This is a genomic window from Cellvibrio sp. QJXJ, assembly GCF_024452345.1.
Taxonomy (GTDB): Bacteria; Pseudomonadota; Gammaproteobacteria; order Pseudomonadales; family Cellvibrionaceae; genus Cellvibrio.
The window spans coordinates 1525617-1542221 of the sequence record NZ_CP101662.1; the positions used below are offsets into that span (position 1 = coordinate 1525617).

General features: G+C 48.4%; 15 protein-coding genes. 9 read left to right on the forward strand and 6 right to left on the reverse strand.

Features of this window, described 5'->3' with window-relative positions; all coding sequences use genetic code 11:
- Positions 1 to 29: 29 nt before the first annotated feature.
- Positions 30 to 1154: an efflux RND transporter periplasmic adaptor subunit gene (locus NNX04_RS06465; protein WP_040392180.1), complete on the reverse strand. Its 1125-nt coding sequence runs from the start codon at positions 1152 to 1154 to the stop codon at positions 30 to 32.
- A gap of 413 nt (positions 1155 to 1567) precedes the next feature.
- On the opposite strand from NNX04_RS06465, the gene NNX04_RS06470 reads away from it, so the two are divergent.
- The 8 genes from NNX04_RS06470 (at position 1568) to NNX04_RS06505 (ending at position 8335) form a co-directional block, all read left to right on the forward strand.
- On the forward strand, positions 1568 to 2005 hold the full coding sequence (locus tag NNX04_RS06470) for an NUDIX hydrolase (RefSeq protein ID WP_151057104.1): 438 nt from the start codon (positions 1568 to 1570) through the stop codon (positions 2003 to 2005).
- Between the two features lie 58 nt (positions 2006 to 2063).
- Positions 2064 to 3182, forward strand: coding sequence for a tRNA 2-thiouridine(34) synthase MnmA (gene mnmA, locus NNX04_RS06475; protein WP_261947857.1), 1119 nt, complete (start codon positions 2064 to 2066; stop codon positions 3180 to 3182).
- Positions 3183 to 3261: 79 nt separating this feature from the next.
- The gene (gene hflD / locus NNX04_RS06480; protein ID WP_007642402.1) at positions 3262 to 3885 is read left to right on the forward strand and encodes a high frequency lysogenization protein HflD; all 624 of its coding nucleotides are present in this window, start codon (positions 3262 to 3264) and stop codon (positions 3883 to 3885) included.
- Positions 3886 to 3976: 91 nt separating this feature from the next.
- The gene (gene purB / locus NNX04_RS06485; protein WP_261947858.1) at positions 3977 to 5356 is read left to right on the forward strand and encodes an adenylosuccinate lyase; all 1380 of its coding nucleotides are present in this window, start codon (positions 3977 to 3979) and stop codon (positions 5354 to 5356) included.
- Positions 5357 to 5428: 72 nt separating this feature from the next.
- Complete coding sequence (locus NNX04_RS06490; RefSeq protein WP_261947859.1) at positions 5429 to 6583, forward strand: ribosomal protein uL16 3-hydroxylase; 1155 nt, start codon at positions 5429 to 5431, stop codon at positions 6581 to 6583.
- Between the two features lie 61 nt (positions 6584 to 6644).
- Positions 6645 to 7112: a GNAT family N-acetyltransferase gene (locus NNX04_RS06495; RefSeq protein WP_261947860.1), complete on the forward strand. Its 468-nt coding sequence runs from the start codon at positions 6645 to 6647 to the stop codon at positions 7110 to 7112.
- The gene (locus NNX04_RS06500) at positions 7105 to 7605 is read left to right on the forward strand and encodes a DUF7931 domain-containing protein (RefSeq protein ID WP_261947861.1); all 501 of its coding nucleotides are present in this window, start codon (positions 7105 to 7107) and stop codon (positions 7603 to 7605) included. Before NNX04_RS06495 ends, NNX04_RS06500 begins: the two co-directional genes overlap by 8 nt.
- Before the next feature lie 250 nt (positions 7606 to 7855).
- On the forward strand, positions 7856 to 8335 hold the full coding sequence (locus NNX04_RS06505) for an HU family DNA-binding protein (RefSeq protein WP_007642421.1): 480 nt from the start codon (positions 7856 to 7858) through the stop codon (positions 8333 to 8335).
- 73 nt (positions 8336 to 8408) lie between these two features.
- On the opposite strand, the gene NNX04_RS06510 is transcribed toward NNX04_RS06505, so the two are convergent.
- Positions 8409 to 8831 carry an HIT domain-containing protein gene (locus NNX04_RS06510; protein ID WP_040392185.1) on the reverse strand — a complete coding sequence of 141 codons (423 nt, stop codon included), beginning with the start codon at positions 8829 to 8831 and terminating at the stop codon, positions 8409 to 8411.
- Between the two features lie 139 nt (positions 8832 to 8970).
- On the opposite strand from NNX04_RS06510, the gene NNX04_RS06515 reads away from it, so the two are divergent.
- On the forward strand, positions 8971 to 10698 hold the full coding sequence (locus NNX04_RS06515) for a proline--tRNA ligase (protein ID WP_151057094.1): 1728 nt from the start codon (positions 8971 to 8973) through the stop codon (positions 10696 to 10698).
- Between the two features lie 78 nt (positions 10699 to 10776).
- On the opposite strand, the gene NNX04_RS06520 is transcribed toward NNX04_RS06515, so the two are convergent.
- The 4 genes from NNX04_RS06520 to msrB form a co-directional block, all read right to left on the reverse strand.
- A complete protein-coding gene (locus tag NNX04_RS06520) occupies positions 10777 to 11469 on the reverse strand; it encodes a LamG domain-containing protein (protein WP_261947862.1) in 693 nt (230 codons plus the stop codon).
- Positions 11470 to 11633: 164 nt separating this feature from the next.
- Positions 11634 to 14750: an efflux RND transporter permease subunit gene (locus NNX04_RS06525; protein ID WP_261947863.1), complete on the reverse strand. Its 3117-nt coding sequence runs from the start codon at positions 14748 to 14750 to the stop codon at positions 11634 to 11636.
- Positions 14751 to 14761: 11 nt separating this feature from the next.
- Complete coding sequence (locus NNX04_RS06530) at positions 14762 to 15814, reverse strand: efflux RND transporter periplasmic adaptor subunit (protein ID WP_261947864.1); 1053 nt, start codon at positions 15812 to 15814, stop codon at positions 14762 to 14764.
- A gap of 336 nt (positions 15815 to 16150) precedes the next feature.
- The gene (gene msrB, locus NNX04_RS06535) at positions 16151 to 16552 is read right to left on the reverse strand and encodes a peptide-methionine (R)-S-oxide reductase MsrB (RefSeq protein ID WP_007642428.1); all 402 of its coding nucleotides are present in this window, start codon (positions 16550 to 16552) and stop codon (positions 16151 to 16153) included.
- Between the last annotated feature and the right edge of the window lie 53 nt (positions 16553 to 16605).

Genomic DNA, 16605 nt, shown 5'->3' on the forward strand with positions numbered 1-16605 from the left:
GTTGATAAACCATCTAATCACCGATGTGATTAACTATCTGCCGGCGTTGGCTCCAACTTGTATTCCGGTGTGGGTAAATTGCCCACGGTTACTGCTTGGCCATTCAACAATTTGAATGCGCCAGCGCTCGCCACTACTTCACCCGGTTTCAAACCGTCGACGATTTCGACAAAATCGCCTCGGGATTTACCTAAACGAACAAATTGTTGCCGCGCTTTAAAACTGCCCGCCGCTTCGCCTGGCTCAATTACAAATACGGTGTCGCCAAAAGGAGCATAAATAACTGCTGTAGATGGCACCGCGAGCACCTCTTGTGGGTCAGATAAGGTCACTTTGGTTTCCACCGCCATACCCGGAATCAACAAGCTGTTTTCGTTTTGCAAATAAGACTGCACTATGGCGTTGCGAGTAAGCGTGCTTATTTCTGCACCTATTGCGGTAATTTCACCTTTGATAGTTGCATCAGAACCATCGCCAACATTCACCTCAACTGGCAGGCCACGTGTCATTTGCACCAACCAAAATTGCGGTACCGGGAAATTTACCCGCACAGTGTTAGTCGCCTGCAGGGAAACCAATTCCCCACCCACCTGCAAATCCTGACCGAGATCCACTTTGCGGATACCCAGGCGGCCATCAAAAGGAGCACGCACTACTTTTTTCTCAAGGGTGGTTTTCAAATCGTTCACATCGCCTTGCGCTGACTCCATTTGCTGCAAGGCAGCATCTAACTCACTTTGCGATACGGTATTGCGCTTGCGCAATTCCAGCAAACGCTCATGGTTGGATTTAGCCAAACGCAAGCGCGCTTCCGCTGCACTTAATTGTGCTTGTTCGTTGCCGGATTCCTGCACCAGTAGCACTGTTCCTTTTTTAACTTGCTCGCCCGAATTAAAGCGAATTTCTTTTACCTTACCAGCCACTTCAGCGGCAATTACGATACCCTCGGAAGCCTCAACGGTTCCCATGGCGGTATAACTGTTGGGCCAGCGCTGCAGCTCTGCGGTAAACGTACTGACTGTTTCCGTTACTGGTGGTGTATTTTCTCCGGCAGAAACCATTGCCATGATTTGACCGAACTTAACGCCAGCAACAATGAGGAAAATCCCTACAAGACTTGCGGCCGCAATGCCGATTGATTTCGCATTGTTCATAGATGAAGAACCATTAAAAGAAGAGGAGAAAAACGATTTGGAAACGAGCAACATAGGAAGGGAGGTAAATTAACGGCATCCCGACCATCGCTTCACGCATTCATGCGGAAGAATTGTTACACAGTCACCGGTAAAACCAAACTTGGGAGTTGTCAAAAAATGTAGCGCACAACAACCAAAACCGGTCACAAAAAGAATCATCCGACCATCTGGTCGGTGGGCGAATAATATTCCCTTTTGCCTGATTCTCCAATGCGTTGTTAATGATTATCACAAACTAATGACATTCATCACCCACCCCATAACGCACCAAAGAGCCAACTGGATCACTCATAAAAATGAGTTATCTGATTGCCTGGATGACATTGCTTCTTTACTCTTCCCGCTCAATTATTCTCAATTAAGGATTGGTTATGACTTGGGCACCTCATGTAACTGTCGCGACGATTATCGAGCAAGACAATCGCTACCTTATGGTTTATGAGGAAGCGGATGGAAAAAAAGTTTACAACCAACCTGCTGGTCACCTTGACCCTAACGAGACGCTTAAAGAGGCCGCGATTCGCGAGACACTCGAAGAAACAGGCTGGAGCATTGAATTGACGGGCGTAGTTGGCGTTAACCTTTATACCGCGCCCAGCAACGGCATTACTTATTTCCGTACCACATTTATCGCCAAAGCACTCAGTCACGACACCCAGCGACCACTGGACACCGGCATAATCGAGGCAGTCTGGTTGACCTACGAAGAGCTGGTCGCCCGCAAAGATCAGCTGCGCAGCCCCATGACCCTGCAAATTATTGAGGAATATCGCGCCGGCCGCCGTTTTCCGCTCCAGGTTGTTGGCTAAGAGGGGCAAAAGGCGGGTAAAATGCCCGCCTCTTTTTCAACCGCTGTAATTTCCGCTTATGACCCAGTTTTCCAAGCCCTCTATTGCCCCCGGTGCCCGCGTTATTGTGGGAATGTCGGGCGGTGTCGACTCGTCTGTCTCTGCCCTACTGCTAAAACAGCAAGGCTATCAAGTCGAGGGATTGTTTATGAAAAACTGGGATGAAGATGACGGCACCGAATACTGCACCGCCAAAGCAGATTTGGCCGATGCAGAGCGCGTCTGTGAGCGTATTGGCATCAAGCTGCACACCGCCAACTTTGCAGCAGAATACTGGGATAACGTCTTTGAACACTTCCTTGAAGAGTACAAAGCGGGCCGCACGCCCAACCCGGACATCCTCTGCAACCGCGAGATCAAATTCAAAGTCTTTATGGAATATGCGCGCATGCTCGGCGGCGAACTCATCGCCACCGGCCACTATGTGCGCCGCGCCGACCGCGATGGCCATACTTATCTACTCAAAGGGTTAGATCCCAACAAGGATCAAAGCTACTTTTTGCACGCTGTTGGCGAAGCCGAATTCGCCCACTCACTCTTCCCTGTAGGGGAGCTGGAAAAGCCGGAGGTACGTCGTATCGCCGAAGAGCATGGGTTAATCACTCACAACAAAAAGGACAGCACCGGCATCTGTTTTATCGGCGAGCGCCGCTTTAAAGACTTCTTACAACAATACTTACCCGCACAACCGGGTGAAATTCAAACCCCGGATGGAAAAGTCATTGGCGAGCACATGGGCTTGATGTATCACACCATTGGCCAACGTCAGGGCTTGGGTATAGGCGGTGTTAAGGGTGCCAACGAAGAGCCCTGGTTCGTCGCGCAAAAAGATTTAACCCGCAACGTGCTGGTGGTGGTTCAGGGCACAGATCATCCATTATTGTTTACCAATCATTTAATCGCACAACAGGCGCACTGGATCAACAGTACACCACCGGCGGCCGAGTTTGGCTGCAGTGCCAAAACCCGCTACCGCCAAGCCGATCAGGACTGTGTGGTCAAGGTGATGAGCGACGGCACGCTCGATGTACACTTCGATCAACCGCAACGCGCGGTAACACCCGGACAATCAGTGGTTTTCTATCAAGACGACATCTGTCTGGGTGGTGCCGTTATCGAGTCAACCGACAATCGTTAATGAATGTTTTACCTCAACCCAAGTAACAGCATTCAGGCGATTAATAGCCTTCCAACCGATTGATAGTGAGAGAATTCGCGTGAGCAAAAACTGGCAAGACATTACCCTCGCCCTCGCTGGCGTATTTCAAGCCACCGCACTGGTTGATCAAGTTGCCAAAACCGGGCATGTACCTACCGATGCGTTTAAGTGCAGCATGGAATCCATTCTCGACTTGAATCCTGCCAGCACGCTGGATGTCTACGGCGGCAGTATTGAAAACCTGCGTACCGGCCTTGAGGTTATGCGGGAATTACTGCGTCCAAACTCGCAGCAACATCGCGAAGTGCTGCGCTATGGCTTGGGTGTATTACATTTGCAAAAGAAACTCGCCGGCCGCCGCGACATGTTAAATGTCATCGGCAGCCGCATTGAACAAGCCAGCCAACAGGCACAGCATTTTTCATCCACACACGACAATGTGGTCGCCAATTTGGGCACCCTTTATACCGAAACCCTGAGCACCTTCCGTTTTCGCATTCAAGTAAATGGCGACTACAATTATCTGCAACAACAACGCATCGCCAACCAAATTCGCGCCTTGCTGCTCGCTGCGGTGCGATCTGCCATTTTATGGCGTCAGGTAGGTGGCAATCGCTGGCAACTGCTGCTCAATCGCAAGGATATCGCGCGGCAGGTTGATGATTTATTGCGCCGGATTTAACGGCCCCATAACTCGCCTTATCCCAAACGAATAGTTTTATAAAAATTCTGCTTTATCTTCTTTTTATTTTTAATTTCAAACGAGAAACGCAATGGACAATACATTCAACACTCTCACCGCGCTGAACGCCGTGTCTCCGGTAGACGGCCGTTACGGTAGCAAAACTATCGCACTGCGCAATATTTTCAGTGAATTCGGCTTGATTCGCTTTCGTGTAGAAGTGGAAGTGCGCTGGCTGCAGCAATTGAGTCGGATGGCCGGCGTGCCCGAGGTACCTGCCTTTAGCGCGGCGACTAACGCGTTTCTCGACAGCATTGTCACCAACTTTAACAGTGAAGATGCCCAAGCCGTTAAAGATATAGAACGCACCACTAATCACGATGTAAAAGCCGTTGAGTATTTTCTCAAGAATAAATTCGCGGGCAACGCGGAATTAGAAGCCGTCCTGGAATTCGTACACTTTGCTTGTACATCTGAAGATATTAACAACCTGTCCCATGCGCTGATGCTGCGCGAAGGCCGCAAGGTATTTTTGCAGGATGCTGAAGCCATTATTGATGGCATCGCCAAACTCGCACACGACTACGCCGAAGACTCCATGCTCTCACGCACGCACGGCCAAACGGCATCACCTACTACCGTCGGTAAAGAAATGGCCAACGTCGCCGCGCGTTTGCGTCGCCAACTAAAAACCGTTAAAGAAGTAGAATTGCTCGGCAAAATCAATGGCGCCGTGGGCAACTACAATGCGCATTTGTCGGCCTACCCGGATGTTGACTGGCAAGCCAACGCCAAAGAATTTGTCGAAAGTTTAGGCCTGACCTGGAACCCCTACACTACTCAAATTGAACCGCACGACTACATCGCCGAATTGTTTGATGCTATCGCCCGTTTCAACACTATCGTTATCGATTTTGACCGCGATGTATGGGGCTATATTTCACTCGGCTACTTCAAACAAAAAACCATCGCTGGTGAAGTGGGTTCGTCCACCATGCCGCACAAGGTTAACCCGATTGACTTTGAAAACTCCGAAGGCAACTTGGGAATCGCCAATGCCATTTTTACCCACCTCGCACAAAAACTGCCTATTTCCCGCTGGCAGCGCGACCTGACCGACTCAACTGTATTGCGCAATATGGGCGTTGGTTTTGGTTACGGCATGATTGCCTATGCCTCCACCTTAAAAGGTATGGGCAAGCTTGAGATCAATCGCGCACGCCTCGCAGAAGACTTAAATAATTCGTGGGAAGTATTGGCCGAACCAATCCAAACCATTATGCGCCGCTACAACGTCGCCGAACCCTATGAGAAATTAAAAGCGCTGACTCGCGGCCAAACTATCAACCGCGAAGTGTTGGCAGCATTTGTAGAGACGCTGGATATTCCCGAACACGCCAAACAGACCATGCGTGACTTAACGCCCGCCAATTACATTGGTAATGCGGTAGATCAAGCCAAGGCGATCTAAACCGTGAAAAAATAAAGGGCTCTACGGAGCCCTTTATTATTTTAATTCCCATTTTATTTTCAGGTATTAAAGATGACCACACCCCTCACCCATCTTGGCGATATGCCGATTGAAGAATTTTTACGCGATTACTGGCAAAAAAAACCGCTGTTAATTCGCAACGCATTTCCCGGTTTTGAATCACCGTTATCTCCTGACGAACTTGCTGGTCTCGCGCTGGAAGAAGAAGTTGAGTCGCGCATTGTGCTGGAGCAAGGCGAAACGCCCTGGGAATTGCGCAATGGCCCATTCGATGAAAAAACGTTTGCAACCTTGCCAGAAAAACGCTGGACTTTATTGGTGCAAGCCGTTGATCAATTTGTACCAGAAGTAAATCAACTGCTGGACTATTTCCGTTTTATCCCCAGCTGGCGCCTGGACGATGTAATGATCAGCTACGCGCCGGATCAAGGCGGTGTTGGCCCGCACTTTGATTATTACGATGTATTTTTGTTGCAGGGCTTGGGCAAACGCCATTGGAAACTCGGGCAAATGTGCGACAACAATTCACCGCGTGTTGAAGGTACTCGCTTGAAAATCCTCAGTGAATTTCACACTACCGACGAGTGGGTGCTGGAGCCGGGCGACATGCTTTATATCCCACCGGGCATCGCACACTGGGGCAATGCCCAGGGCGATGATTGTATGACCTACTCGATTGGTTTTCGCGCACCCAGCCATGCCGATATTATCGCCGAGGCTGGGCAAGAAATTGCACTCTCGATTGTCGATGACTTGCGCTACTCCGACCCAGACTTGGCCTTGCAAGACAACCCGGGCGAAATTAACAACAAAGCCATCGAACAAGTGCGCAATATTATTTTGCAGCATCTGACCAACGAAAATATCGCCCATTGGTTCGGTAAATTTATGACTGAACGCAAATATATTGAACAGACCGATGAAGAGCCGCTCGATATAGACGCCAGTGAATGGCAATCTGCACTCGCCGACGGCGAATTACTCTGGCGTCATCCCGCTGCGCGCCTCGCCTTCCACAGCGATGAGAAAGGCACTATGTTATTTGCCGATGGCGAAGTGATTTGCTGCTCGCGCGAGCTGGCCGAACTGGTGTGCAAAGAAGTGGAGCTTAGCTGGCGCGAACTCAAAACCTTAGTGCAAGATCCGCAAGACCGCGCCGCCATAACCCAGCTAATTAATCTGGAAACGCTGCTAGTCGACGAATAATTTTCAAACCTGGAATGGGTAGAGCCCACGCACTACCCATCTATTTTTCGACGGAAAAATCATGAGCCGCACAACAATAATTACCGATTGGCGCACCCACAAAACCGAGCTAAGTAATATTCGCACCCGGGTTTTTATCGAAGAACAGGCAGTACCAGAAGCTGATGAATGGGACGAATACGACAGTGACGCCATTCATTTTTTAGTGCAGGAGAGTAATGTTAATGCAATAGGTTGTGCACGGTTGCTCACAGAATCCAATCCACAAGGTGGTTATCTTTACCATATTGGCCGAGTTGCCGTCTTACGCGAATTCCGCGCTCAAGGTATTGGCCATCAGCTCATGCTATTTATTATTAACTATTGCCTAAGCACGGCGCCCGACAGGAAGATTTATTTGCATGCCCAAACCACGCGCCGCAGTTTCTACGAACAGCTAGGGTTTTGCGCCAGGGGTAGTGAATTTATGGATGCAGGTATTCCTCATATCACTATGTGGTTTGAAGCCGGGGAGTTGCAAAATGGCTGAACAATCCGCTGTCAGTACCGAACTCTGGTTACTTGATGGCCTCGAAGACTTTCGCCATTACAGCCTTGAACTTTTACAGCAGAGCAACCGGCAGATTGCTATTCTCAGTCGCGACCTGGATGAGCCAGTGTACGGCACTAACCACTATGTGCAGGCGCTGTCAGAATTTGCACGTTCAAGCCGGCACTGCCAGGTGCAAATACTGATAAAAGACACCAAGCGCGCTATAGAATCGGGCCATCCATTGGTTCGCCTTGCGCAACGACTCTCTTCTAAAATTGAAGTGCGAAAAATGACGCAGGAGCCTAACAATAAAGAAATGGGCTTCATGTTGGGTGATACCACAAAAGTCCTCTACAAAAACGACGACAACACTTACCGCGGTTTCTATAACAGTGCGGCATCACGCGAAGTGAAACAACTGCGCGAGGAATTCAATTACTTGTGGCAATACGCCGAACCGGAACCTGAGTTTCAACAGCTGTATTTGTAATAGTATCCGCTCCTTAGCGATGAATTAACTCGTTAAAACCAAGGCAAAAAGTCACACGCCGTAAAAAAAGCCCTTTTTGCGCTTAATCCACAGTATTTTTTGTTGCCGATTCGTTTTCAATCCTATATATATAGCGTCAATCCGTATTGAGGCGCCATAGAGCCTATAAATACAGGGGTTTTTGTTACACGCGTAATCAAAAAACATCGACTCAACCCAAGGTTGATCACATTTACACAAGGAAAAAAATATGGCCGTTAAGAAACCTGCAGCCGCAAAAGCTGCTCCAGCAAAAAAAGCGCCAGCTGCTAAAGCAGCTCCAAAAGCTGCCCCTAAAGCAGTTGCCAAGAAAGCGCCTGCTGCCAAACCAGCAGCTAAAAAAGCGCCAGTAGCTAAAGCAGCACCTGCTGTTGTTAAGCCAATCGCTGAGCGTCAAAACAAAACCCAAATGCTGCAACAAATTGCTGATGCAACCGAACTGAGCAAAAAGCAAGTACAGGCAGTGTTGGACGAATTGACCAATGTTATTGAAGGTCACATCAAGAAAAAAGGCGTAGGCGAATTTGTTCTGCCTGGCCTGCTGAAAATTACTACCGTGAAAAAGCCTGCCACTAAAGCGCGTAAAGGCATCAACCCCTTCACGAAAGAAGAAGTAACTTTCAAAGCTAAACCAGCGAGCATTTCCGTAAAAGTGCGTCCGCTGAAAAAACTGAAAGAATTCGCTGTTTAATAGACACGATTACTTTTTATAAAAAAACCCGCTTCAGCGGGTTTTTTTATGGCTGCAATCTAGCCATTAACAGTTAACAAACCGTGAACCCTTCACCGATCAGCGCATTTTGTAAGCGCTTGATTCGCTCGGCAAAATCTACCTCACTGTACTCTTTAGCCGGCAGCTTTCCCCAAATAGGCTGCGGCCAGGCTGCATCGTCGGTAAAGCGTGCAATATGGTGAATATGCAGCTGGCGCACCACATTGCCCAGTGCGGCCACATTCATCTTGTCGGCGTCAAACACACTCGTCATGACTTCTGAGAGGCGACAAGATTCGCGGATTAGCTGCAGCTGCTCCTCCTCACTCAAATGGTGAATTTCGTAAACCTCTTCGCGCTTGGGAACCAAAATACACCAAGGGTAGTTTGCGTCGCGACTCAAGAGCAGCAGAGACAAATCAAATTCACCAATCACAACGGAATCTTGTGCAAGACGGGGGTGAAGTTCAAACATAAGTTGTTATCCTTTTATAAGCTAAAGCAATCATCACTGTGGGCGGTAGTGAAGCGCCACAGGGCGCTATACCAATGCCATCAACCACCGTAGAATAGGCAGCTTTGAAACCCATTATAGCCATCAAGAAGCCTTAACTATGCGTTCCAGTCGATTTTTAATTGCCACTCTTAAAGAAACCCCTTCAGATGCAGAAGTCATCAGCCATAAATTGATGTTGCGTGCCGGTATGATCCGCAAGTCCGCATCCGGTTTGTACAACTGGTTGCCGATGGGCCTGCGAGTGCTGCGCAAGGTTGAAAAAATCGTCCGCGAAGAAATGAATAAATCCGGCGCTATGGAAGTTTTGATGCCAGTAGTACAACCTGCGGAACTGTGGGAAGAATCAGGTCGTTGGCAGCAGTATGGCCCCGAGTTGCTGCGCATGAACGATCGTCACGACCGCCCCTTTTGCCTCGGCCCGACCCATGAAGAGGTCATCACTGATTTAATTCGCAATGAAGTAAAAAGTTACAAACAGTTGCCTGCTAATTTCTATCAAATTCAAACCAAATTCCGCGATGAAATTCGCCCGCGTTTTGGCGTGATGCGCTCGCGTGAATTTATTATGAAAGATGCCTACTCTTTCCATAATAGTTTTGAATCACTGCAACAAACCTACGATGTGATGCATGCAACCTACTGCAGCATTTTCACGCGCTTGGGTTTGCAATTCCGCCCCGTATTAGCCGATACCGGCTCTATTGGCGGTGCTTTTTCCCACGAATTCCATGTACTGGCTGACAGCGGTGAAGACGATATCGCCTTCAGCAATGCCAGTGACTACGCTGCCAACATTGAAAAAGCGGAAGCACTGCCGCCAGCCGGTACACGCCCTGCTCCGCAACATCTGCTGCAGGAAGTTGCGACTCCCGGCAAACACAGCATCGAAGAAGTGTGTGCATTCTTGAAGGTCAGCCCCGAGCAAACCGTAAAAACGCTCATTGTATTAGGCGAAATACGCGCCGATAAAACCCAGCCATTGGTAGCATTGGTATTGCGCGGTGACCATGAACTCAATGAGATCAAAGCAGAGAAATTAACCGGTATCGCGGCCCCACTAACGCTGGCACCGGAAAGTCGCATTAAAGAAGAACTGGGTGTGGGTATTGGCTCGATCGGACCGGTAGGTTTACAAATTCCAGTAATTGTTGACCACGCTGCTGCCCACCTTGCCGATTTTGTTTGTGGCGCCAATAAAGACGGTTTCCACCTCACCGGCGTAAACTGGGAGCGCGATGAAAAAGCGCCATTGGTTGCTGATATTCGCAACGTAGTCACAGGTGACCCGAGCCCTTGCGGCAAGGGCACACTGGAAATTAAGCGCGGCATTGAAGTGGGCCACATATTCCAACTCGGCACTAAATATTCCGAAGCGATGAAAGCCAAAGTACTGGATGAAAATGGCAAAGAGCAAACCATGATTATGGGATGTTACGGTATTGGTGTAACTCGTGTGGTTGCAGCTGCCATCGAACAAAACTTCGATGACAATGGGATCATTTGGTCAGATGCAATTGCACCTTTCCATATTGCCATAGTGCCCATCAATATCAGCAAATCCGCAGCAGTCGCCAACAAGAGTGAAGCGCTGTACGCTGAATTAACTAACGCTGGTTTTGATGTATTGTTAATGGACGACGAAAAAGCGCGTCTGGGCGGGATGCTGGCAGATACCGACTTGATGGGTATTCCCCATCGCATTGTGATTGGCGACCGCGGTTTGGAAGCGGGCAATATCGAATACAAAGGCCGTCGCGACGCAGAAAAACAAGAAATTCCAGCAACAGACATTGTTGAGTTCTTGAAAGCAAAAATCCAACTGTAATTTTTTGCTGGAACTTTCTCCGTTAAAAAAAGCCGCTGCTGCAGCAATGCACCAGCGGCTTTTTTTGGTGTCGCAACTCTATTTGGTCAGCGTGAATGCCTCTGGCGGTAATGCTGCTGATGTAATTTTCACCCAGGCAATATCACCATTAAACCAATGCACTTGATTCATGCGCGCACCGATAGAGGTTTTAGCATGCGCAGCAATGGGTAAATATTCCACCTGTCCAGTTAGCTCACGCACGCCATTTACGTAAGACACAAATTCGCCGTTTTTATAAGTCACTGCAGCATGAGCCCACTGCCCTATTGGATGAACCTTACTTGGGTCTATCAAGGTAAACTGGGAAGTTTCAGATTTAATATAGGCATCCAAATACCACTGTTTTTTATCATTCAAACGCAACTCGATGGTAATGCGACGATTCGGATTATCCTCCGCTTCGATGTGAAAAAAACGCGGCTCCAGATTATTGGGATAAGCATCGGCGGGGTTAAAGAAAATTTCAATGGTAAATTCCTGTGCGTCACCTAATGGATTGGCATCCACCAATAAACGATCGCCATCGCCATCAAAACGCACCACCTGATCCTGCCTGCTTTTCACTAACTCAGGATCACCAGAAATACTTACTTTTGCGCCGGCGATAGTTTCTAGCGAATTCACTTGCCACAAGGCAACATTATTATTGGGTGTGATTGACGGTACTGTACTTGTGCAGGCAAATAAAAAAGCAACACAGGGAATTGTTAATAATAAAGAAAATTTCATAGCAATCTGCAGCAATACCATTGCCGCTCCTCATGGTAGGGAGTTGACAAAAAGGGTTAACGAAATTGCCGAAAATAAATCATTTTTATAGTGAGGTGGATACTAACGAATAAGGGCGATACTGACCAGTCAATATCGCCCTTATCGCCTGACGCAATAACTATTTAATCGTCTTCGCCACTGTAATGCGCCTGATCCTGAACTAGCTGACGAGCTACATCACCGGGTGACCCGGTCTTGCGCGCAAGTAAGCTGTAAGCCACAGGCACCAAAAACAAAGTCAAAACAGTGGCAACTATTACCCCCGCGATCACCACCGTGCCGATCACAAAACGCGTTTCTGCACCGGCTCCCGATGAAATAACCAAAGGGATAGCACCAGCAACTGCTGTCAAACTTGTCATCAATATTGGGCGTAAACGTGCAGACGATGCTTCTAACAATGCATCTTGAAATGCCACACCACGATCACGCAATTGGTTAACAAATTCGACAATCAAAATACCGTTTTTAGCAGCGAGCCCCACGAGCATTAACAATCCGATTTGTGAATAGAGATTAAGACTGGAGCCAGTAACATACAGCCCCAACATGCCACCAAAAATAGCCAACGGCACCGTCAGCATAATTACAAAAGGATGCACATAACTTTCAAACTGGGCAGCCAGCACTAGGAAGGTAATTAAAATACCGAGCAGGAAAATAAACATTACCGAGCTGCCTGCAGTTTGAAAATCGCGCGATAAACCTTTGTAATCCACCACCGCAGTTGCCGGTAGATGCTCACGCACCAAACCATTCAAATGAGCCAAGGCATCACCCAACGCGAGGTTGTCAGCCAAATTCGCCTCTATTGTTAATGAGCGCATGCGGTTATAACGATTCAAACGGCTGACATCGGCAACTTCTTTTAGCGTGACCAAATTTGCCAAGGGAATTAATTCCCCGCTGCGTTCAGAGCGCACATACATATTTTGCAAACTGGTAGTGGTGCGCTGCTCATGGCGTTCACCTTGCATAATTACATCGTACTCTTCGCCATCATCGATGTAGGTTGTCGCTCGGCGCGAGCCCAACATCGCCTCCAGTGTACGCCCGATATTATTGACACTAACTCCCAAATCCGCTGCACGATTCGTATCAATCAATACTTCTATTTGTGGTTTGGTTTCTTTGTAGTCCCAATCGATTGCGGTTAAGCCGGGGTTATTTTCCTCTAACTTCTCCAGCAAAATATCGCGCCACTGAGCCAACTCGGTATAAGTACCACCACCCAGCACGAACTGAACCGGTTTTTGCGCTTGCGAGCCAAACCCCTGTCGCATTACCGGCGCCGCGGTCACGCCCGGTAAATCTGCCAACTTTTGCCGGATTTCCTCCATTACCACAAATGCACCGCGCCGCTCGCTCCAATCATTCATAACGGCAATGATCATGCCGGAGTTAAAACTTTCTACGGCACCAAAGCCCCGTGGTGCACGAACCATCAAGCGATTGATTTCACCGGCCTCCACATATTTCATCATGCGGTTCTCAATCTCCGTCATGTACTCTTCCATGTAGGCATAACTGGCACCTTCCGGGCCATTCACCATGACAAAAAAAGTTCCCCTGTCTTCGCGCGGCGCATATTCAGATGGCAAAGTTTTAATTACATAAAACATCGCCAAAATGAGCAGTGCAAAAATAACAATAACTGATTTGGTATGACGCAAACAAAAACGGATGGAATCCTGATAGCGCAAACGCAAACGCAACATTCCCTGATTAACTTTCTCAACCAGATTATTTTTGTTTTCATTGCGGGTGAGTACCTTGGACGCCATCATCGGCGATAAGGTGAGTGCGATCAGCGATGAGAAGGCAACTGCGGCGGCCATGGTGATGGCAAACTCGGAAAACAATCGCCCTATATCGCCCTTGAGAAAAATAATAGGCACAAAAATGGCAATCAACACCAGTGTGGTAGCGATTACCGCAAAACCCACCTCACGTGTTCCATCAACCGCTGCGAGCAGAGGTGTTTTGCCTTTCTCTTCAATATGCCGGACTATATTTTCCAGTACCACAATCGCATCATCTACCACTAATCCAATTGCTAAAACCAACGCAAGCAGCGTGAACATATTGACTGAAAAATCCAAGGCAGCAAGCACGGTAAAGGTAGCAATAATGGATACAGGTACAGCAACCGCAGGCACTAACATGGCACGGACACTGCCTAAAAATAAATAGATAACCAACACCACCAAACCAATCGCAATGGCGAGCGTGATGTACACCTCGTGAATAGCGCGCTCTACAAATACCGAGCTGTCATAACTGTCTTCCAGACTCATGCCTTTAGGTAAAATTGCATTAATCTTGTCGCGCTCGAGTTTTGCACCGCGCGCCACATCAATGGTATTTGCAGTAGATTGTTTAACAATGCCGATCCCGACCTGGGTTACACCGTTGCCGCGAAATAAATTGCGATCTTCTTCGGTGCCCTTTTCTACTTTGGCAATATCCCCCAAACGGGTCAGGTGACCATCTTCACCGCGCCGCACCACAAGGCGACTGAATTCATCGACGGTGCGATAGGAGCGTGCCATGCGCACCGTAAATTGTCGCTCCAGGGATTCAATACTACCCGCCGGCAATTCGACGTTTTCAGCGCGCAGCGCGGCCTCCACATCATTGACGGTAAGATTGCGCGCCGCCAATTCACGGCGATCCAACCAAATGCGCATGGCGTAGCGCTGCTCACCACCAATACGCACACGCGCCACACCATCAATTACCGAAAAGCGATCGACCAAATAGCGCTGGGCGTAATCAGAAAGCTCCGGCATAGTCATATTTTCACCGGCAAAATTAAACCAGAGAATAACGTCTTCATCGGAGCTGACTTTTTGCACTTCGGGTGGGTCGGCCTCATCGGGCAAATTACCCAACGCACGGGCTACACGATCGCGAATATCATTCGCGGCGGCATCCATGTTATGGCCCGTATCAAACTGAACCACAATATTCGAAACACCATTTTCACTGGAGGATTCTATGTAGCGAATCCCTTCCACACCGGAAATACGATCCTCAATAACCTTGGTTACTCTGGTTTCAACAATATTGGCAGCAGCACCGGGGTAATTAGTGCGAATGGAAACAACAGGGGGATCGATATTGGGATACTCGCGCAAGGTCAGCCGCTCAAAGGCAACTATGCCGAACGCGATTAATAAAATTGACAGCACCGAGGCAAATACCGGGCGCTTGATAGCAATATCCGAGGGCATCATGATGGTGGCCCTCAGTTATTTTTGGATTGAATTAAGTCAGACAGGTGTAATGCCTCACCCGTCTGTTCCGCAAAAGGTTTTTCTTCGGCAAGAACTTGCACTTTCTGTCCCGGACGAATTTTTTGTAAACCATGCGTCACAATTTTTTCGCCCGGATTTAATCCACTCAACACTTCCACAGAGCCAGGCAAGCGTTCACCAATGGTAATTTGGCGACGCTCCACCACCGGGCCATTTTCTGCATCCTGCAACACAAATACAAAATTGTTGCTGGCCAAAGGCACCAAAGCGGATTCAGAAATAATCAATGCTGTACGCGATGCCGCTTTTAAATCCACCAGCATTAACATGCCTTGTTTCAATTCATGATTTTTATTGTCCAACAGCGCACGCACTTTGATGGCGCGAGTCACTTCATCAATCTGGTTATCAATACTGACTACCTCACCTTGAAATTCCTTGTTACCCAAATCACGACTCTTCGCCACAATGGGTAGCCCGGTGGCCAAACTGCGCAGGTAAATAGCTGGCACAGTGAAATCCAATTTCATTTTAGAGTCATCGTTCAGGGTGGTAATAATATTACCTGGCGATACCAGTGCACCGACACTGACTTGTCGCAAGCCCACCACACCAGAAAACGGCGCAAGCAAAACCAGATCTTTTAAGCGCGATTCGGTTGCGTTGTAACGTGCACGCGCTGCTTCAAATTCGCGGATGCGCTGATCAAGCTCTGACTGCGAAGCAGCACCACGCTTGGCTAATTCGCGCACACGATCAAGTTGCTTTTTGGCTTCATCGGTATTGAAGCGCGCTTCTTCAAGCAGCGCTGACTCTTCGCGGCTGGTCATTTCAACCAAAATCTGGCCCTTCTCGACACGCTGACCATCATCAAAATTAATACGGGTGATTTTTTTGGTTTCATTGGAGGTGAGAGTAATTGTTTCATTCGCACGCAAATCGCCTAGCGCTTCAATTGTAGTCGTGAGCTGCGCTGTACTTGCTGCTTGCACAATCACTTCCGTCGCAGCGCTCGCCGCTGGTTGGGCGTTAGCAGTGAGCACAAAAGCACTCCACACAACGCAGGTCATTGACATGCACAGTGAAGTTAAAAAAGCACCGCGAGTCCTGCACGGCATAAGGATTCTCATAGATTTCTCCCCGGAGAAAGGTATCGCAGAAGTTTAATTAGTATGGTCGCGACACCCAGTAAAGTAAGTGTTTGAATGCAATGTGACATGCCGATACGTAGCAAGATGAACAAAGGATGTGAAGCGCACAAGGTGAACAGACAAATTTAACATTTGTTTACAAAATCAGACGCTTAGAGACGATTAATCAACAAAATCCAAGGTGTGGAAGAAAAAACAAATCCAGTGCCGGGCGGCACTGGCAATAAATTACGCTGCGCTGGGCACAAAAAAAATCGACGCAGAATTAATACAGTAACGCAAGCCGGTAGGTGCAGGCCCATCGGTAAATACATGCCCCAAATGACAATCGCAATGACGGCAAACCACTTCAGTGCGATGCATACCGTGACTGGTATCCAAGTATTCACGAATCGCCACCTTGTTGACCGGTGCGTAAAAACTGGGCCAGCCGCAACCGGCGTCAAACTTGGTGCCTGCATCAAACAGCAATTCACCGCAGCAGCGGCAGCGATAATCGCCCGCGCTGAATTCCTGCCAATACTCACCAGTAAAGGGGCGCTCGGTGCCCTTTTCACGGCAAATGCGATACTGCTCCGGCGTTAATTTTTCACGCCAATGGTCGTCGTTGTATTTTTCGTTATCAGCCATAAGGATTTCCTTGACAGATCAACTAGTTAAGGTCGATTATTTGGGTGTTTTTC